Annotated in this window: 23 protein-coding genes and 1 pseudogene; 16 read left to right on the plus strand and 8 right to left on the minus strand. The window is 32.3% G+C overall.

All coding sequences use genetic code 11. The annotated features are described in order from the left end of the window. The first annotated feature begins 158 nt into the window (after window positions 1-158). The 5 genes from MR875_09085 to MR875_09105 all read left to right on the plus strand — a co-directional run bounded on the left by MR875_09085 (window position 159) and on the right by MR875_09105 (window position 5,709). Window positions 159-470, plus strand: a complete 312-nt coding sequence (locus MR875_09085; protein MCI6994990.1) for a sensor histidine kinase — start codon at window positions 159-161, stop codon at window positions 468-470. Window positions 471-532: 62 nt separating this feature from the next. After that, window positions 533-925, plus strand: coding sequence for a (deoxy)nucleoside triphosphate pyrophosphohydrolase (locus MR875_09090; protein ID MCI6994991.1), 393 nt, complete (start codon window positions 533-535; stop codon window positions 923-925). Window position 926: 1 nt separating this feature from the next. After that, the gene (locus MR875_09095) at window positions 927-1,076 is read left to right on the plus strand and encodes a hypothetical protein (protein MCI6994992.1); all 150 of its coding nucleotides are present in this window, start codon (window positions 927-929) and stop codon (window positions 1,074-1,076) included. 6 nt (window positions 1,077-1,082) lie between these two features. Then, the gene (locus MR875_09100; GenBank protein ID MCI6994993.1) at window positions 1,083-4,040 is read left to right on the plus strand and encodes a DEAD/DEAH box helicase; all 2,958 of its coding nucleotides are present in this window, start codon (window positions 1,083-1,085) and stop codon (window positions 4,038-4,040) included. Between the two features lie 730 nt (window positions 4,041-4,770). Further along, on the plus strand, window positions 4,771-5,709 hold the full coding sequence (locus MR875_09105) for a hypothetical protein (protein MCI6994994.1): 939 nt from the start codon (window positions 4,771-4,773) through the stop codon (window positions 5,707-5,709). A gap of 111 nt (window positions 5,710-5,820) precedes the next feature. Here MR875_09105 and MR875_09110 read toward each other — a convergent pair whose 3' ends face one another. Beyond that, window positions 5,821-6,012 carry a tautomerase family protein gene (locus MR875_09110; protein ID MCI6994995.1) on the minus strand — a complete coding sequence of 64 codons (192 nt, stop codon included), beginning with the start codon at window positions 6,010-6,012 and terminating at the stop codon, window positions 5,821-5,823. A gap of 64 nt (window positions 6,013-6,076) precedes the next feature. Between MR875_09110 and MR875_09115 the strand changes: the two genes are divergently transcribed. Both MR875_09115 and MR875_09120 read left to right on the plus strand, forming a co-directional pair. Further along, entirely contained in the window at window positions 6,077-6,535 is a 459-nt protein-coding gene (locus MR875_09115) for a deoxyuridine 5'-triphosphate nucleotidohydrolase (protein ID MCI6994996.1), read from the plus strand. Beyond that, the gene (locus MR875_09120; protein ID MCI6994997.1) at window positions 6,532-8,067 is read left to right on the plus strand and encodes a thiamine pyrophosphate-binding protein; all 1,536 of its coding nucleotides are present in this window, start codon (window positions 6,532-6,534) and stop codon (window positions 8,065-8,067) included. The genes MR875_09115 and MR875_09120 overlap by 4 nt, the downstream gene beginning before the upstream one ends. On the opposite strand, the gene MR875_09125 is transcribed toward MR875_09120, so the two are convergent. From MR875_09125 to MR875_09150, 6 genes and pseudogenes are all read right to left on the minus strand, one after another. Next, a complete protein-coding gene (locus MR875_09125; protein ID MCI6994998.1) occupies window positions 8,068-8,412 on the minus strand; it encodes a DUF4143 domain-containing protein in 345 nt (114 codons plus the stop codon). It abuts the gene before it with no gap. Between the two features lie 287 nt (window positions 8,413-8,699). Beyond that, window positions 8,700-9,364: pseudogene (locus tag MR875_09130) on the minus strand (AAA family ATPase). Between the two features lie 334 nt (window positions 9,365-9,698). Further along, complete coding sequence (locus tag MR875_09135; GenBank protein ID MCI6994999.1) at window positions 9,699-9,959, minus strand: hypothetical protein; 261 nt, start codon at window positions 9,957-9,959, stop codon at window positions 9,699-9,701. After that, entirely contained in the window at window positions 9,943-10,518 is a 576-nt protein-coding gene (locus MR875_09140) for a DUF2953 domain-containing protein (GenBank protein MCI6995000.1), read from the minus strand. Before MR875_09140 ends, MR875_09135 begins: the two co-directional genes overlap by 17 nt. A 20-nt stretch (window positions 10,519-10,538) precedes the next feature. Further along, window positions 10,539-10,946: a sporulation protein gene (locus tag MR875_09145; protein ID MCI6995001.1), complete on the minus strand. Its 408-nt coding sequence runs from the start codon at window positions 10,944-10,946 to the stop codon at window positions 10,539-10,541. 275 nt (window positions 10,947-11,221) lie between these two features. After that, window positions 11,222-12,364 (minus strand): alanine--glyoxylate aminotransferase family protein, encoded by a 1,143-nt coding sequence (locus tag MR875_09150; protein MCI6995002.1) that lies wholly within the window; start codon window positions 12,362-12,364, stop codon window positions 11,222-11,224. Between the two features lie 105 nt (window positions 12,365-12,469). On the opposite strand from MR875_09150, the gene MR875_09155 reads away from it, so the two are divergent. Genes MR875_09155 through MR875_09170 form a run of 4 tightly spaced genes read left to right on the plus strand, consistent with a single transcriptional unit; the run spans window position 12,470 to window position 15,719 of the window. Then, a complete protein-coding gene (locus tag MR875_09155) occupies window positions 12,470-13,147 on the plus strand; it encodes a DUF6198 family protein (protein MCI6995003.1) in 678 nt (225 codons plus the stop codon). 8 nt (window positions 13,148-13,155) lie between these two features. Continuing rightward, complete coding sequence (locus tag MR875_09160; protein ID MCI6995004.1) at window positions 13,156-13,809, plus strand: DUF6198 family protein; 654 nt, start codon at window positions 13,156-13,158, stop codon at window positions 13,807-13,809. A 47-nt stretch (window positions 13,810-13,856) separates the two neighbouring features. Next, entirely contained in the window at window positions 13,857-14,576 is a 720-nt protein-coding gene (locus MR875_09165) for a DUF115 domain-containing protein (protein MCI6995005.1), read from the plus strand. A gap of 33 nt (window positions 14,577-14,609) precedes the next feature. Further along, complete coding sequence (locus MR875_09170) at window positions 14,610-15,719, plus strand: ORC1-type DNA replication protein (GenBank protein ID MCI6995006.1); 1,110 nt, start codon at window positions 14,610-14,612, stop codon at window positions 15,717-15,719. A gap of 108 nt (window positions 15,720-15,827) precedes the next feature. Here MR875_09170 and MR875_09175 read toward each other — a convergent pair whose 3' ends face one another. Continuing rightward, on the minus strand, window positions 15,828-16,007 hold the full coding sequence (locus tag MR875_09175; GenBank protein MCI6995007.1) for a hypothetical protein: 180 nt from the start codon (window positions 16,005-16,007) through the stop codon (window positions 15,828-15,830). 88 nt (window positions 16,008-16,095) lie between these two features. Between MR875_09175 and MR875_09180 the strand changes: the two genes are divergently transcribed. The 5 genes from MR875_09180 (at window position 16,096) to mtnP (ending at window position 19,846) form a co-directional block, all read left to right on the plus strand. Further along, window positions 16,096-16,509 (plus strand): archease, encoded by a 414-nt coding sequence (locus MR875_09180; protein ID MCI6995008.1) that lies wholly within the window; start codon window positions 16,096-16,098, stop codon window positions 16,507-16,509. Window positions 16,510-16,542: 33 nt separating this feature from the next. Next, window positions 16,543-16,863, plus strand: a complete 321-nt coding sequence (locus MR875_09185) for a hypothetical protein (protein MCI6995009.1) — start codon at window positions 16,543-16,545, stop codon at window positions 16,861-16,863. A gap of 422 nt (window positions 16,864-17,285) precedes the next feature. Continuing rightward, on the plus strand, window positions 17,286-17,528 hold the full coding sequence (locus MR875_09190; GenBank protein ID MCI6995010.1) for an ATP-binding protein: 243 nt from the start codon (window positions 17,286-17,288) through the stop codon (window positions 17,526-17,528). A 109-nt stretch (window positions 17,529-17,637) separates the two neighbouring features. Then, entirely contained in the window at window positions 17,638-19,086 is a 1,449-nt protein-coding gene (locus tag MR875_09195) for an RtcB family protein (protein ID MCI6995011.1), read from the plus strand. Window positions 19,087-19,090: 4 nt separating this feature from the next. Then, the gene (gene mtnP, locus MR875_09200; GenBank protein ID MCI6995012.1) at window positions 19,091-19,846 is read left to right on the plus strand and encodes an S-methyl-5'-thioadenosine phosphorylase; all 756 of its coding nucleotides are present in this window, start codon (window positions 19,091-19,093) and stop codon (window positions 19,844-19,846) included. Window position 19,847: the final 1 nt, after the last annotated feature.

Genomic DNA, 19,847 nt, shown 5'->3' on the forward strand with positions numbered 1-19,847 from the left:
GTTTGTTCTATCCCAAGTCGATTCATATGAATAAGATACACAGTATCTTTAATTCTTAATCTAAAGAATGTTTTTTCAAGATTTTTTTTATTTGCATTCAATATTTCATCAATGGGAAAATCTGTTATGGTTATATTCATGATTCCAACGATTATGACTTGATATTGTCTAGTGAAATACTCATTCCTTTGTCGCTGATACTTTCAGAATTGACAATCAACTCAATTAAATATGCATTTGATGGTTTTGATGTGGATGAGAAGGTAATCAAGGTTTCTGTTGACAGATTTGGAAAAAAACTTATAATTCATTATTCTGATAATGGTAAAGGAATGCCTAAGGACTTTGATCCAAACAAAAGTAAAGGGCTTGGCTGGATGATTGTACAGTCCTTAACTAATCAATTGGATGGAAAATATGAGTTGTTTAACGATAATGGAATGCACTTCAAGTTGTCATTCTATATCTAATTTTTTTTTAAAATAAAATTTATAATGTAAGCTGCCAAATATAAAAACCAGAGGAAACAATTATGAAAACATTAAATGTCGTTGCAGCTATTATTAAAAAAGATAATAAAATTTTAGCTACTAAAAGAGGCTATGGTGAATTTATTAACATGTGGGAGTTTCCAGGTGGAAAAATAGAAGATAATGAAACAAAAGAAGAAGCTCTCATAAGGGAAATCAAAGAGGAACTTGATTGTATAATAGAACCTACAAAATTTGCTTTAGACTTGGAATATCAATATCCTACTTTTTATCTTAAAATGAGTTGTTTTGAAGCAGTAATTAAAGAAGGAACTCCAAAACTTCTGGAACATAATGATGCAATGTGGCTCACTAAACAAGAATTGGACTCTGTTGATTGGATTGCAGCAGATATTCAAATCATTGATTATTTAAAAGAAACAATGGAGGATTAACATGATTGATAAAAGACTTGAACTTGCAAAGAATAAAAAAGTTGAACTCGAACATAAACTCAAAAAAGTTGAAGGAACTCCAAGAGAAGAAGACTTTAAACTTCAAATTGAAAAACTTGACCAATTAATTAAACATCTTCAAAAAGAGTAGATTCAAATGAATATGGATGAAATCTTAAACGGGGCAAAAACTGCATTTATAGATGAAAAATTAGACTCTAGTTTGGATTTCAGACCCAAATTACTATGCAATAATAGTGAAACCAAGGTAAGTAATTCTATCGTAGATGAACTCCACAACTGTGATGAATTTTTTATTTCTTCAGCATTCATCACTGAAGGAGGATTAACTTATTTTTTAGAAGAATTCAAACTATTGGAATCAAAAAATATTAAAGGTAAAATATTAACAACTGATTATTTATCTTTTACCCAGCCAAAAGCATTAAAAAAGCTTCAAAAATTTAAAAATATTGAAGTTAAACTCTATTTATGTAAGGATAATGGTTTTCACACAAAAGGATATATTTTTAAGAAAAACGGTCTTTACAAGGGTATTGTTGGAAGTTCCAACTTGACCATGGATGCATTAACTAGAAATAAAGAGTGGAATGTGGAGTTTGCTGCTCTTGAAGAAGGTGAAATGGTAGTTGAACTCAAAAAAGAATTTTCAACATTATGGGAAGAAGCTGAAGAATTATGTGATGTTCTTCCAGCTTATGAAAAAATCTACAATGACAATAAACGTTTTGTTGAGTTAAGGCAAGTCAGTGATGAACTAAAACAGAAAAATATAACTTTAACTCCAAATATTATGCAGGAGCAGTTCATTGAAAACATAAGAGAACTTATTAAAAAAGGTGAAGATAAAGCAATATTAGTATCTGCGACAGGTACTGGTAAAACTTATGCATCTGCATTTGCAGTTAATGATTTCAAGCCTAAAAAATTCTTATTTTTAGTTCACAGGGAACAAATCGCAAAACAATCAATTAAAGCTTATAAAAACGTTTTTAAAGATCATGAAAACTTTGGACTGCTTTCTGGTAATTACAAAGAATATGACAAGAATTATCTTTTCTCAACAATTCAGACAATGTCAAAAGATGATGTGTTTACAAAATATGATAAAGATCATTTTGACTACATTATTATCGATGAGGTTCACAAAGCGGGTGCTTTAAGTTATCAAAAGATTTTCCAATATTTCAAGCCTAAATTTTGGCTTGGAATGACTGCATCACCAGAACGTACTGATGGATTTAACATTTATGATCTGTTTGACAATAATATTGCTCATGAAATCAGACTTCAGGAAGCTTTGGAAGAAGATTTGCTTTGCCCATTTCATTATTTTGGAATTACAGATATTGAATTTGAGAATGGTGAAATTGATGATGACTTTGAAGATTTCAATCTTCTTGCATCTGAAAAACGTGTTGAATATCTAATTGAAAAATCAGAATTCTATGGATATTCTGGTGATAGGCGAAAAGCACTTGTATTCTGTTCTAGAAAAAGGGAAGCTGAACTGCTATCAGATGAATTCAATAAAAGAGGTTATAAGTCTGTTGTTTTAACTGGTGATGATTCACAAGAAAAAAGACTTGAAGCTATTGACAGATTAACTAATGATGAAAATCCTGATAAATTGGAATTTATTTTCACTGTAGATATTTTCAATGAGGGTGTTGATATTCCTGAGATTAATCAGGTATTGCTTGTCAGACCAACTGAATCTCCAATTATTTTTATCCAACAACTTGGAAGGGGTCTTAGGAAATATCAAAATAAAGAATATGTTGTTATAATTGATTTTATTGGTAATTATAAGAATAATTTCATGATTCCAATTGCTCTTTCAGGCGATAGGTCTTATGATAAAGATAAAATCCGTAAATACCTGATGGAAGGAAATAAAATTATTCCTGGAGCTTCTTCAATTAATTTTGATGAAATTTCCAGAAAACGTATATATGAGTCAATTAATAATTCTTCATTTTCAAAAATAGGAGTATTTAAAGAAAAATACAACAATTTAAAATACAAATTGGGACGTATTCCTTTATTATATGACTTCGCAATCAATGGAGAATTCAATCCTGAAATCATCTTAAATCACTCCAGATTTGATTCATATCATAATTTCCTGGATTATGTTGACAAGGATTATAAAAGTAATTTAAGTGATGAGGAAGTTGCATCTCTAAAATTCATATCAAAAAAATTGGTAAAGGGAATAAGGCCTCATGAACTGGTTATTTTAACTTGCCTTAAATATAATAATTATTTCACTGTTGCTCAAGTTGAAAAATGTCTTGAAGAGAGATATGGTCTTAAAAATCAATTCAAATCAATTAAGAATGCTATTAATTATCTTAGCATGAACTTCTACAGAAAAGAAACAAGTGATGATTATCAAGCAAATACAGTAACTAGTTTTGTTTCAAAAGATGAAATAATAGATTATGAAAATATCTTTTTCAAGTTTGATAAAGAAATTTATGATGATTTGAAGAACAATATGGATTATGAATTCGAGATTTCAAGCTATTTTAAGTCCTGTTTATGCAATTCAGTTTATTTGTCTCATTTTGAAGATGCAATAAGATATGCATTCTTTAAATACGAGGATGTTTACTATGATGAAAAACCATTTAAGCTGTATGAAAAGTACTCAAGGGAAGATGCTTTAAGGCTTTTAAATTGGGAAAGATTTATGAATGCTCAAAATGTTGGTGGATATAAAGTTAAATACAATACTTGTCCAATATTCGTAACTTACAATAAAAAAGAAGATATTTCAGAAACTATTAATTACGAAGATCAATTCATCTCAAAACAGATTTTCAGCTGGATGAGTAGAAATAACAGGAAAGTGTCAAGTTCTGAGTTGGAACCAATTGTAAACTACACAGATTTGGACATTGAGCTATTTATCCAAAAAAGTAATGATGAAGGAATTGAATTTTATTATATTGGTAAATTAACTCCATTCGATCATAATCAACTTTACCGTGAGATTGAGGGTAAACAGCATCCAATTGTTAACTTTAAGTTTGAAATTGATAATGAAGTTAAAGATGAACTTTACAGTTATTTTGTAAATGATTAAATGTTGTTATTTTATATCTAATTGACAAAGATGTTATTCATATGAACTTGTGGTTTTGAACTGAAGGAAATTTCATCGATTTCTTAAGTTGCTCCAATTTCTCTAAATGCAGATTCTCCATGGATTGCAGAGAATCTTAAATTCAACTATTATTCTGATGGTGGTGGCTGTCAGTAAATTTCTATTTTTTTTAATTTTTTAAGTGATGTTATCATATATTGTCGTCAATCATTTAGTTTATGTTGAGTTTTTTTAATTCAAATGGAGAAATTAAATATTTTTTTTAATGTAATTGATTTTAACAAAATATTTCAAACATCACTTTTAAAGAATACAAACATGTGGAGAGTTAGATGATCTAATAAACCAGTCCGCATATTTTGAGGTTATGAATATGTTTTGGTTAATTCACCAGAATACATAATCTTCTAATAATGTTCATATTCAATAAATGTGAATTAATTTTAACATTTTAATAAATATTTTTTACTAATTTTATTCTATGCTATTTAGTATATAAATTTTTCATATTTTAAACATATATACTAGAGTATTTTAAAAAATGTTAAATTTTTTAATAATTATTATATTTTTTATCTAAATAATATATAATTTTTAAAATTAATATAAAATATATACTAAATAATATTTTTATTAAATATGTTCATAATAATTGGTAAAAGTTTCATCTTCCACAATTTTTATTAATTTTAAAGTAAAATGTATTATTATGGATAGGAAATATTTAAGAGAAAACAAAAACTCTTTCAATATTGTTAAAAACTCTAAAATCTATGCGAAGATAACTGCATATGATGATACTATTTTTATTCGCGATTTGCTCATTCAGTATCAGTGGGATTTAAACAGAGTTCCTTCAGTAGTTAAAAATGATGGGGAATATATGGTTTTGGCAGTCATTGAAGATAAATTGCATCTGCTTGCAAAATACAAAACAGAACCTGATGAATTGGCAATCGCAAATCTCATTAAAAAATTCAGGAGGAATCCGAATAACTCTGCATACGGACTAAACATCACAAGAGTATTAGATACATTTGTAATCAAAAAGCAGATTGCAGGCGATGAGTATATATTCGGATATTATGATGATTTGGAGGATGCACAGTTCGTTAGAAATCTCCTTTTAGACAACAATTGGAATGTTAATGTATTTAGGGAAATAGAATTCGATGATGAAACCTTGACATACAGAGTCACCAGTGTTATTGATGACAGGGTCTATGTATTGGGCAATTTCCAATTTAAAAACAAGATAAATCTGAAATGTGTCTATGAAGGATTCTTGGCAAAAATATCAAAGCACAAGTATGGCCTTGCAAACTATCCTCATTTGGATTTGCTAAAGGACAGGATTCCTGAACTTGAAGAAAGGTTCCAGGTTAAGACAAAGGACACCACATGGTCATTTGACAATATCAATGAGGAAGAATCAATCTTGGATCAGGTCATTTTCAATTTGACTCCTTTCCAGCAGGCGGTTCTGGATACCATTGATGAAAATACGTCATGTGAACAAATCAAAAAATCATTGATTCGTTACAATTCAAGAAACTTCGATAAAAAAATACAGAAAAACCTGGATGAGCTATTGGATTTGAAACTAATTGAAAAAATGGGGGATAACTATTCAAAGACAAATTTATAAATACAATGCAAAACTAATATTTTATTGTATTTAAGCAATTAAATACAAAGTTCTTTTTTGGTTTGAACTTTTTAGGGGAGTTTCTGTTATGCTCCCCTTGATTATAAATACTTATTTTTGTTTGTCGCTTAACAATTTGCCAGCAACACCAATGTCATCAAAGTTATAGCCTTGAACTAAAACTGTGATTGCATCTACTGGTAAGCCGTATGCTTCAGCAACTACTTCTGATACTTTTTTGACCATTTCTCTTTTGTTTTCTAATGTTATTGTGCTATTTCCAGCAATTGTAATTACAGGCATTTTATCACCATTTAAACTATATTAAGCATTGTGTATAAATAAATTATTAAATGGATTTGATATAATGCTTGGTGAAAAAGAACTTGTAAAGCTATTTCCGGACTTTGCCGACTTGGTGCAGCCTTCCGGAATCGATTTGGAACTCGATAGAATATTTACACAGGAAAGTGAAGGTTCACTAATAGATAATGAAAAGAAACTGCCTGAAATCAGGGAGATGGAAGGGGATGTATTTACCTTAAAACCACATACTGCATATCTTGCAAGCATCAAAAGGAAAGTTAAAATCCCAAAAGGCTACACAATGCTTTACCTTCCAAGATCAACACTTTTAAGATCTTTCATTTCAGTTCAGACAGCAGTAGGGGACCCTGGATTTTACGGAACACTCATGTTCATGATATACAATCACGGAGAATTTGAATACAAGATAAAATCAGGGGACAGAATCGCTCAGGCAGTGGTATTTCCTGTTGATGGGTCTGGTGAATACAATGGATCTTATCAGGAGGTGGAAGAGTGAATGTAGCAGACAAAATAGTTAAAATCCTTGAAGAGGAAGGAATAGAAAACGTCTTCGGAATCCCTGGAGACCAGATAATGCCGGTCTATAAAGCATTGTCAGAATCATCCATCAATCACGTATTGACAAGACATGAACAGGCAGCAGCACATGCAGCAGACGGATACTACAGGTCAAGCGGAAAGGTTGGAGTCTGCATTGGAACAGCATCACCCGGTGCATTGAATTTCACAATGGCAGTAGCTACTGCATTCAAGGACAACATTCCTCTATTGGTATTGACAGGAGACAATGACTTGAAGTACAGGGGAACCGACCAGTTTCAAAGTACTCCTCAGGTTGAAATCTTCAAAAACATAACAAAAGCATCATACAATCCACTAAACGGAACAGAGGCAATGTATGTCTTAAGGGCTGCTATCTATGAGCTTAAGACCATGCCAAAAGGACCAATACACATTAACCTTTCAAAGGATGTGCTTTTGCAGGAGGACTTTGATGACTTTGAATTATGCTATCTTTGTGAAGATGACATGTCAAACATCTCCAAGGCTCAGGAACTGATAGATTCATCACAGAGGCCTTTGATGATTCTTGGAGCAGGTGCAATCTCACAGAAGGAAAACATTCAGATGCTTGCAGAAATGTATCAAATCCCAATAACAACAACATTCCATGGAAAAGGAATTATCTCAGAAGATGAGGATATTAATTTGGGTCTTGTGGGAATCCGTGCAACACCAAGAGCAAAATATGCAATTGAAAATGCAGACTGTGTAATAGCTCTTGGAATAAAGGCATCCGAGAGAACTCTACCTGTAATTCCTGAAAATCTGATTCATGTTAACCTCAACAAGGACGTTCTGATTGGGGATTATCCGATTCATGGAAAAGTCGAAGACTTCCTTCTTGAAATAAGCTTTAGAAAAGTAGATTGGCTAAATGAAATATTAAAAATAGACAATAGTATAGAAATCGAAGGTTTGGATGCAGACTTGAAACCTCAGGCTGCAATTAAAAGAATACTTGAGAAATTTCCAGAAAACATCATTGCATCAGATGCAGGATCACACACTACCTGGACAACACTTCTCAAGAAATCCAAAAAACCTGGTCAGCTATTGTTCTCAGGTGCAATGGCTCCGATGGGGTATGGTCTTCCAGCAGCTATTGGTGCAGCATTTGCAACATCTGAACGGATAGTGGTAATCAATGGGGATGGGGATTTCCAGATGAATCTCCAGGAATTGGCCACAATAAAAGAAAATGATCTTGATATTGTCATTTTCATATTAAACAACTCTGAGTTTGGCATCATCAGGCAATGGGAAGAGACAATGTATGGTATGGAGCCGTATCAGGTCAAGCTTAACAATCCTGACTTTACCAAATTGGCTTCAAGCTATGGAATTGATGCGATAAGAGCAGATAATCTTGAAGATTTGGAGTTAATTTTAGAAAAAGAATTGACAGGGCCTCTTGTGGTTGAGGTTGTTGTGGAAAGTGAAGATATTCCACTTCCTAAACATTAATTACATGAATGAAAATATTTGTGGGGGCAGATAAATGATATTGTCATCTTCCACAATATTTCTTGTTGTATTTGAGATGATTATTCCATAATCAGATTTGTATTTGTTCATTGCGGTTTTAATTTGACTTTTATCTTTTTTTCCACAGCTTACTTCAATCGGTACTGGTGTATCCAATCCTCTTTGAACTAAAAAATCTACATTTTTCTTATTTGAATCATAATATGTGTTGTACATTACATTGCTTCTATTTTTTAGATTGAAAAAGCTTGATGCAACGAAATTTTCAAATAATTTGCTCATATATGCCTCTTTTGCTTCAAGATTGGCATTTCCAAGGTTCATTGACAGGATGTGTTTTAGGCTTGATGTTGCAAAATAATATTTAAACGGTTTTGTTGTTCTTTTGCAGATGAAGTAAAAGGTTCAACATGAAAAATCAGTTGTGTTTTCTCAAGTAATTCCAAGAGTTTGTTTATTGTCATCTTATTTGAATCAAGGTGGTTTGCCATTGATCCTTTGGAAATCTCACCTGGGTTTTGAAGAGCGAAAAAATATAATAACTGGGATGCAAGATAACTTGTTTGTCCGTTTATACCTTTAATATTGCCTATGTCTGTTGTTACTACTTTTTAAATCATATCTACATTTGTTTTGATGATTTCATGAGCATCCTGGTTGAATGATGTTGGAAATCCTCCGTATTTTATGAAGTTTTCCAATTCATTTGCTTTGTAATTGTTAAAACTTGAATAAATCTTTAGAATTTTACTTTCCAAATGTTCTTCTGGAAGTTTTCCCTCAAATATTAAATTTAGGATTGATTGTGAAATATCATTTTTAAAATAAGTATATTTTAATTTTAAATGTTCTGCATAAGTTAATGGGCAAACTGGAATTTTCAACAGTCTCCTTGCTGAGTCTGCATTGTAGGATAGTTCTAATGCTGATGAACCGCTAAACACCATCATAAATATGTCTTTGTTACTGTCAAAGATAATTTTTCCAATCATTGACCAATCGTTGTCGTATTGTACTTCATCAATCAACAGAAATATATGTTCTTCTACTGTATCTATTGTTGAATTGTGAAAAATATCAGATATGTATTTATTCCATCAATAATGGAGCTATTTACCATTCGTTTCAGATTATCTCCATTTATGTACAGTATATTTGTTGGATTTACATGTTTTTCCTTTATGAGATATTCGTATACTTGAAGTAATATTGTTGACTTTCCAACACATCTTATTCCAGGTAAGAGGAAATATCTGTTGTTGTTTTTTCCTTCCAAGAAGTCATCAACATATTTAATTAATTCATAATAATTGGATCTGTGGCGAAATGGTTCATTATTGTAGTTCAAATCTTTGTTTAATTTGGTGGGTTTTATTAAAACTTAATTTTGAATGTGGGTTGTTAAAAAATCATTCATATTTTCACCTGTGGCATTTAGAATTATATTTTTATTAGTTATTTATAAATACTAATAAATATTTATTTATTAGTTAAAAATATATTACATCATTATTTTAATTTTCCTGATTTTTTCAGGTTAAATTAAAAATAATCAGAATAATATTTAGTTTAATGTTATTTAAAGGATTATGGTTGGTTTTTAATCAATTTTATAGGTTTAAATCAATTAAATAATTTTCAATAATTTCTTTAACATTCACATCTTCAGCAAATGGTGCGAAATAATATTCCTCATTTTCATCATAGATTATTCCAACAGGTGCAATTGAAGCTGAGCTGATATCATCTCTAAATTGCAAAAATTCTCTTTTGAATACAAAAGTAAATCCGCAGAGGTCGTGAAATTCATATTCACTTATCTCTTTTATGTCGGTCATTTCCAAAATTAAATCCTTAATTTCTTCTTTCATCTATAACACCTTTGATTAATGTTCTGACTTCTTTTTGTAAAATCAATTTCAAAACTGGAGGAATTAATTTTAGAAGATTTATCTCAAATTCATTGCTACCTTTTACATCAAAAATGCTACCATTAAATGATGGTTTCGCACTTAATCTTGCATTTTTATGAGATGAATTTACAATTATCATTAATGACCATATGTATCCGATATATTTTGCAGTATCAGTGTATGAGTCCATACCAAAAACGAGATGATTTTCAAGGTTTTGAACTCTGATGCATTTCATGAATGATTTTAAAAATTCCTTGAAATGTCTAAAACAAGGCTTGAGCAGTTTGAATAGTGGTTGTCTGTCTTTTTCTTCATCATCTTCATCATTTTTGTTTTCGTCTTTTTCCTTTTTCTCTTTTGATGAAAAATGTGATGAATAAATCTTAATTTTCCTTAAAATATAGATTTGCAAACATCCTTCAAGTTTACTGCCTGTCTTACCATATTTGAGTGTTATTCCAACACCGAAGTAGAGCAAGACAATAATGAAAAGGATGATTATTAAAATAATCATCAATAGGATGTTTGACATGTTTATTCTTCATCGGTTGTGGTGAATTCTGGTTCAATGTATTCGGATTCGTCAATTTCGTCGCTGTCTTTTTTAACATAATTTTTGACTAAATCAGTTACAAGTAAACTTAAGTCGGATAATGCTTTGTTTGTTTGGTTTCCTTTGCTTAAGTTGAGAACACGAACGCCTTCAGCATCATTTCCTCTTTTAGGGATAACTACCATTGAAATAGGTTCTACTCCGGCACCACCTGCTGCTGCATCACCCTGTTCAGCACCGATGATATTTTCTCCAACACCAAATCCGACACCCATTCTCATTACTGGAATTAAGATCTTGTCGTCGGTTTCAATAGGTTTTCCAATAACATTTTCCACATTGATAAGTTTACGTAATTCTTCTACGGTTGTTCTAATATTTTCAGACATATTATTCACATCCTAATCTATTGTTAAAAGTTTTGTTTTTATTGTTTAAAATATTTTTAGTATGTGCGTTCGAGAGGTGCATTTCAAGTGTAACTTTTCACTTATAACTTATATTTAAAGACTATTTAAAGAGGTGCATTTCAAGTGTAAAATGTTTTATATACTTTATAAAAGAAAATTCGAGAGGTGCATTTCAAGTGTAACTTTTAACTTATAACAAATGTAAAAAATACATTACAAAAAATAAAATTCAAAAAAAATAGAAAAGAACAGAATCATAAGTATGATTCTGCGATGGATGCTACTCCGGCACCTGCTTCGTCAATTACACCTAAACCTTTTAAGGTCATACCGATTGCAGCAAATGTTTGAGTTAATTCTTTGTAGGAAATGTTTCCCATATGTCCAATTCTGAAGATGTTTCCTTTTAAGTGGTCTTGTCCACCAGCTAATTCAACTCCGTATTTGTCACGGACAGTTCCTCTGAATTGGTCGTCAGTAATTCCTTCAGGCATTTTTACTGCGGTTACGGTTGCAGATGATACTTTTTCATCAGCGAATAAGTCTAATCCTAATGCTTTAACAGCAGCTACGCTTGCTTCAGCAGCTTTGTGGTGACGTGCAACTCTGTTTTCAAGCCCTTCTTCCATAACAACTTTTAAAGCTTCGTTCATTGCGTAAGTTAATGATACAGCAGGAGTGTATGGAGTTTGAGGTGGTACTTTTGCACCGCTTTTTCTTACTGCTTTCATGTCTAAGTAGAATGTAGGTGAGTCAATTTTGTCTGCAGCAGCCCATGCGTCATCACTGTAGGTGATAGCAGCCATTCCAGGTGGTGCAGCAATACATTTTTGGGAACCGGTTACACAGACATCGATTCCGAATTTGTCTACATCTACGTAGTCTCCTCCAAGGGAAGATACGGTATCTACGATGTATAAAGCATCGTAATTTTTCATTACTTTACCAATTTCCTCAATAGGTGCAGCTACACCGGTAGAAGTTTCATTGTGTATTACAGATACTGCTTTGATATCTTCGTCAGCATCTAAAGCTTCCTTAATTGCTTCAGGAGTTACAGCGGTTCCCCATTCTACTGCTAATTCTTGTGCATCAATTCCGTGGGTTTGTGCTATTTTCATGAAACGTTCACCGAATTTTCCTCCGACAACGTTTAACATTTTTTCTCCAGGAGCAACGGTATTACTAATACCTGCTTCCATAGCTGCAGTTCCAGATCCAGTTAATAAGTATGCATCATTAGAGGTTTGGAAAACATCAGCCATTAATTTATGGGTTTCTGCTAAGATTTCTCCATATTTAGCTCCTCTATGGTTAACAACAGCTCTAGACATTGCAGCGAGCACTCTAGGGTGTACTGTTGTTGGACCTGGAAGCATTAATAAAGTTTCGTTCATTAAATTTTCCTCCATTATAAAAATAATTTTAATAGCTTTACAAAGCTAATTAAATTTTTAAATCTTATAGTTTTTAAATATTGTGTAGTACATACATAATATAGTATGAATTTTTTTAATAAAGATGAAATAGTTTACAAAAGAATAATTCAATATGTTGTTGGACTGTTTATTATGAACATTGGAATTGCTTTTTCAATCAAATCCAATTTAGGTTCAACACCTGTTGTGACTGTGCCTTATGCGATTAGCCTAATAACCGGTTTTGATATCGGATATACTAATGCAGCATTCCAGGCATTTTTAGTATTGATAGAATTATTGCTTTTAAGAAGTGCATTTAAATCGAAACATTTCTTGCAAGTTTTCGTTGCAATACTGTTCAGCGCATTTACTTCCCTTTCATTGATTATATTGGGATTGTTCCTGCCTCCTGCTAACAGCATTATCCTTCAGATTCTCTTTTTGGTCTTGGGGATTGTCATTTTAGCATTTGGACTCTTCCTATATGTTCCTATGAATGTTGTGCCTGTATCAGTTGATGGTCTGACACAGACACTTGCTATTGTGGCTAACCAATCATTTGCAAAAACCAAAGTAGTATTTGATATATCTATGATAATTATTTCACTAATTATATCATTTACATTTACAGGAACACTTGACGGAAGTGCGGGAATCGGAACAGTAATTGCAGCATTGTCAATTGGAACAACTGTAAAGATAATAAATATGATTTATGCTAAAATAAGTGGTAAAGAAGCAGATATGAAGAAAATGTAGTGAGAGTTATGTGGGTAAAAAGAATATTGTCATTTGTTATTGGATTGTTAATAATGTCATTTGGTGTGGCATTCTCGATTGTATCCCTTCTTGGAACAACTCCTATCAGTTCCATATCCTATTCATTGGCGTTGATTACGAATATTGACATTGGAATTACAACATTCATATTCAATGCGGCTTTGATTGTCATTCAGTTTTTGATTCTAAGATCAAAGTTTCACAGAAAAAGATTGTTGCAGTTGATTAATTGTGTGTTGTTCGGATATTTCACTGATGTTGCACTTTATTTTGTTGCATTCATACCATTTGACTCATCCGTGATTATGTGCGTATTGTTTTTACTCATAAGCATCTTTTTGACTGCATTTGGAATATTCATTTACATGCCTGCAAATATTGCACCCCTTCCTGGTGAAGGATGCGTTGAATCAATAGCTATTGTTACAGGCCGGAGATTTTCAACCATTAAGATAGGCTTTGATGCATCAATGGTTATCGTATCCCTTATAATGTGCGGATTGTGGTATTCAAACATATTCGGTGCAGTATACATAGGAACAATCATATCAGCATTCATGGTTGGATTTACTTTAAGACAAATCAACAACTTGTACGCTCGCATTACCGGAGCTCATGTTAATGTTGTAAATAAAGAATAAATTATTTAATTAATCAGAAGTTAAATTATTGTAATGAGGTTTTAAATATGGAATTTGGACTCTGGGAAAAATATTATAAAGAAATACTCGATGATTTTGGATTTTCAAGAAGCGGAGATGAAGAATCAGCAAAACTTCTTGATGAAATCCTGTCAACAGAAGGATGCCTTACATTAAATGACCTGGCAGAAATAGTTGGCTTTTCAGACAAGTTCATAGTATTCGGTGCAGGACCGTCTTTAAAAAATCATGTTTTGATGCTTAAGGAAAACTATGACCTTAAAGATTATGTATTGGTTGCAGCAGACGGTGCAACAACTGCTTTGATTGAAGAAAAGATATCTCCTGATGTTGTATGTACAGATCTTGATGGAAATATTGATGACATTTTGCTTGCAAACCTTAGGGGAGCAAACATTGCAATCCATGCACATGGTGACAATATAGATAAGGTGGCTTCTTTAAGTTCATTTTTCAATAATGTGATTGGAACCACTCAGGCACAACCTATGGGAAATCTCTACAACTTTGGAGGATTCACCGATGGGGACAGGGCGTTATTCTTGGCAGTTGCACTTGGAGCATCTGAAATTACTCTTGCGGGAATGGACTTTGGAGATAAGGTAACCAAATATTCAAGACCAAATATGGATGTTAAAGTTGGAGATGCTGATGAATTCAAACGCAAAAAATTGATGTATGCTGAAAGATTCACCAATTGGATAATCGAAAACGAGTCTGTTGATGTAATAAATTTAATAGAATAATAATAAATAATACATAAAATATAATAAGATAACATGGGAATTGAAGATATTTTAATGCATGATGAAAGTCTTTTTCAAAATATAAATGCTTTTGATCCGGATTACGTACCTCAAAACTATAATTTCAGAGATACACAAATGGAAGCAATGGCAATAGCAATAAGACCTGCAATGAGAGGTGGCCAACCATCCAATGCAAAAGTCATAGGATCACCGGCAACAGGTAAAACAACAGCTATAAGAAAAGTCTTTGAACTCGTTGAGAAAAATACTGAGAAAGTTGTTTGTGTTTATATTAACTGTCAGCTCCATACAACACGTTTCGGAATATTCTCACAGATATATAAAAAGATATTTGGACATATTCCACCTGAAACAGGAGTTCCATTCTCAAGAATATATGATCAAATCATGCAGAATCTTCAAAAAAACAACCAATCTCTTGTAATTGCATTGGATGATGTTAACTATTTGTTCCAATCAAAAACAGCTAATAAAATATTCTATGATATGCTTAGGGCATATGAGGAATATTCTGGTGTTAGAACAGCTATTTTTGCAATATTATCAGATTTGGAATTCAAGTTTGCATTTGACAAGAATGTAAATTCCGTATTTATTCCACAGGAAATCAATTTCCCACTCTATTCATATTCAGAAACCGAAGATATCTTGAGAAACAGGGCAAAGGCAGGATTTTATCCTGGAGTGTTGCCTGATGATATTCTGGAGCAAATCGCAATGTATACCTATGAAAATGGTGACTTGAGAATAGGAATCAATCTTTTAAAATCTTGCGGTAATTTTGCAGAAGCAAACGCTAGCCGTGAAATAACTCAGGAACATTTTGACCAGGCTATCGATTCACTTGTTTCAATCAATGTGGCTGAAACATTGAATTCACTTAATGATGTGGAAAAAGACCTTTTAAAAATAATTGTGGGTTGGGAAGGTGTTTGTAAAGCTGGTGATTTGGCTGAAATGTATAAGGAAAAAACAAATTCCAGTTATGCTTCTTTTAACCGTACATTGGATAAACTTGAATTTGTAAGATTAATTGATACCAAATTTACAGGAAAAGGGGTTAGAGGAAATTCTAGAGAAATTATATTGCGTTTCAACCCCGATGAATATATGATTTAATTTTTCCTGTATGAAATTAGTTCTGTTAACATTAGATTTCTGCATGGTAAGCTTGTAGAATCTAATGCGCAACTAAGGGTTTGGTATTTATAAAATTCGAAAAATCCATTAGATTAAGTATGGATTTTGTGCTGCTACAACAGAAATAACAGATAAAAGTAATGCTGTTATTACTACAAGCATTACCATGCAAGATTGAATGTCTATGTTGCTGTACATGATCTCATCTTTTAAACTACTTTTTTTTCTTAAATCTACTTGAATTGTGGTGTCATTATTTTCGAACATGTTAATCACTATATTTAAAGTTGTTAAATGACTAATATAAAAAAAGAGTAAGAGAGCATTTGAAAAGTAATATTTTTGAGGAAAAATCATGAAAAAATTTGAATATTTTGAAGTAACTGCCGATATTGGTTTTAAAGCTTATGGAAAAAATCTAAAAGAAGCTTTTGAAAATGCAGGTTTGGCTATTTTTAATATAATTTCCGATACAAATAATATTGAACCAGCAAAAGAGATATCATTTGAAGTAACTTCAGAAGATAATGTATCTATGTTGTATGACTATTTGGAAGAGCTTTTGTTCTATCATGAAGTGGAATTTATGTTGTTTTCTGAATTTGATGTTGAAATTTTAGATAACTACTCATTAAGGGCAACAATCAAAGGAGAAGAAATTAATTGGGAAAAACACGAGAGAAAATCAGAAATAAAAGCAATAACATTCCATAAGATGGAATTAAAGCAAAGTAATCCTGTAGAGCTTAGAGCTATTGTTGATTTATAACTATATATAATAGTTGAAAATATACTATTTATTATGAAAAGAACTAGAACTGTATCAAGAAATGTTGAAATGGTGCTTGGTATTGTAGGATCAGTTATTGGATTATTGTCTGGTTCTCTTTTATTGTTTTTACAGAACCTTGGAAACATCAATACTCCATTTTTAGGTCTTTTGGCTATTGCAGCATCATTTTTAGGTTTGGCCTCAAGTATCTATGTCAAAAAAAATACAGGGATGGCTGGTATCGGATTTGTAATTGCGACCATGTTCGTAATCCTTGGGTCTGATTATATCAATGTGATAAGCGCAATATTCTTGCTTGTTGCAGGTGTGTCTGCACTTTTTAGAAAATAATTTATTTATTTTTTATAACTTTAACGAGTTTAATTTCGATTTTATTTTGTTTTAAAATTAAAATTTAGTTCATGGTTTAAATTAACTTCATTTACCGGTTAATAATATTTTTATATTTTTTTTGATTTTGTTCGATTATATGAAACAATTATCTTTGATAAATTAGGTGGATATGGATTGAAATGTATTTGTGGAAGTATTACTATGAAAAATAATGTTTGGTTTCTATTTCACAATATTGATAAATTTTTTTTATATGGTGAATGGTAGTAATACATTATAATAGTTTTTATAAATCCTAAATGTGTTTTTTCATATAGTTGCAGTTGGGAAATATTTTTTATATTTAAATTACATGCAATGTTATTAATTAAAAATTTTTCTTTTATAGGAGGAATTTTTTTTATATCCGATGTGTGAATGTGGGAAGAAATCCTGATAATACTGAAGTAGATTTTGTTTGTGAAAAATCAGGTAAATACAAATATATTCAGGTGTCCTACAGATTATCCGGTGAAAAAACATTGAAACGTGAAATCAATCCGTTACTGAGCATACCTGATAAATATGAATCTATGCTGATAACAACTGAAAATCATGACTTTTCCAAAGATGGAGTTAAGCATCTAAACATAATTGATTTCTTATGTGGAAATGATGTATAAAATTTACTATATGTCGAATTATTTTATATTTTTGAATATTTCTAATTTACACAAACTTTATTTATAATATCACGAATAAATATTAAAACATAATAATTTTGTGATTTGTATGAGTATTAAAGATGAAATTAAAAAAGTTAAAGATAATGTTTATGAGATTCCAGGATCTTTCAATAAAAAAATGAGGGCTTCTGGAAGATTTTATATCGCTGATGAATATTTCGATGAACTTGAAGAGGGAGCTATCGAGCAAATCGTCAACATAGCTTGCCTTCCAGGCGTTCAAAGATATTCTATCGGTCTTCCTGATATTCATTTCGGTTACGGATTCCCAATTGGAGGTGTTGCAGCATTTTCCTTAAGAAATGGTATAGTATCTCCTGGGGGGGTAGGGTTTGACATTAACTGCGGAGTCAGATTAATCAAATCCAATTTGACTGTTGATGACATTGACGGAAAACTTGACGAACTTACAGAAAAGCTATTCAAAAACATTCCTTCTGGTGTTGGAAGCAAAGGTAAAATAAGATTGGAAGAGGATGAAATCAATGATGTGCTTGACTATGGTGCTGAATGGGCTGTCAATAACGGTTATGGCTGGCAGGAAGATTTGGAAGTTTTAGAAGAAAACGGAAGAATGGAAGATGCAGATTCAAGCATAGTTTCTGAAAAAGCTAAAAAAAGAGGAATTCCACAATTAGGTTCTCTCGGTTCAGGCAATCACTTTTTAGAAGTTCAAGTAGTTGATGAAATCTACAACGAAGAAGTTGCAGAAGTATTCGGACTTGAAAAAGGAATGATTGTAATCATGATTCATTCAGGTTCCAGAGGATGCGGCCACCAAGTATGTTCAGACTACTTGAGAGTAATGGATAAAGCTTATAAAAAATACAAAGTTAACATTGATGACAGACAATTAGCATGTGCTCCTCTTGACTCTAAAGAAGCACAAGATTATATTCAGGCTATGGCTGCAGCTGCTAATTATGCATGGGCAAATAGACAGATGATTACTCATTGGGTACGTGAAACCTTTGAAGACGTACTTGGAAAATCCGCAAAGGACATGGAAATGGACATTATCTATGATGTAGCTCATAACATTGCAAAAATGGAAACTCACAAAGTTTACAACCGTCAGGAAGAAGTATTGGTTCACAGAAAAGGAGCAACCCGTGCATTTGGACCTGGATGTGAAGAAGTACCTGAAAAATACAGGGCTGTAGGTCAACCTGTATTGATTCCTGGAACAATGGGAACTGCTTCATACGTATTGCACGGAACCGATGTTGCAATGGAAGAAACTTTTGGTTCAACAGCTCACGGTGCTGGAAGAGTGCTTTCAAGATCAAAAGCTAAAAAAGATTACAATCCTGATGAAATCACAGAAGATTTGGAATCAAAAGGTATCAAAATCAAAGCTACAAGTAAAACTGTAATTGCAGAAGAAGCACCTGGTGCTTACAAAGATGTCGATGCAGTAGTTAGGGTGTCTGACGAAACAGGCATTGCTAAATTAGTAGCTAAAGTCAAACCGCTCTCAGTTTGCAAAGGATGATTTTATGATTGGAATTATTGGTGGTAGTGGAGTATATGAAATCACTGAAAAGGCTGATTCATGCACTGAAAAAGTAGTGGAAACAGAATATGGAAGCGTAACAGTTTCTATTTTGGACATATGTTCTAAAAAAGTTGCTTTCATTCCACGTCATGCAGCAGGCCATTCCATCCCTCCACACAAAATTAACTACAGGGCAAATATCGATGCATTGAAAAATGTCGGTGTTACTCAGATAATTGCCACTAACTCTGTTGGATCAATGAATGAGGAAATGGGTCCTGGAACCTTCGTTATTCCAGATGACTTTTTGGATTTCTCACAAAACAGGGCAAAAACATACTATGAAAACAAGGTAGTCCACGTTGACATGACTGAACCATACTGTCCAACTTTAAGGGATATATTAGACAAATCCGGTGATGTGATTTTGGGTGGTACATACGTATGCACTGAAGGGCCACGTTTTGAAACTCCTGCTGAAATCAAAATGTTTAAGATGCTTGGAGGAGACCTTGTCGGAATGACTGGAGTTCCTGAGGTTACTCTTGCACGTGAAAGAGGAATCTGCTACAATTCCATTTGCATAGTATCCAATTATGCTGCTGGAATTCACGAACACACTCTCACAATAGATGAAGTATTTGAAATGGTCAGTGAAAGAAAATCTGATTTGCTTGAATTGATATATAACTTCATAAAAAATGCAGAAGATGAAGACTGTTTCTGTCATCATGTTTTGGATGGTGCGGAGGTTTAAA

The sequence above is a fragment of the Methanobrevibacter sp. genome (assembly GCA_022775905.1).
GTDB lineage: Archaea > Methanobacteriota > Methanobacteria > Methanobacteriales > Methanobacteriaceae > Methanocatella.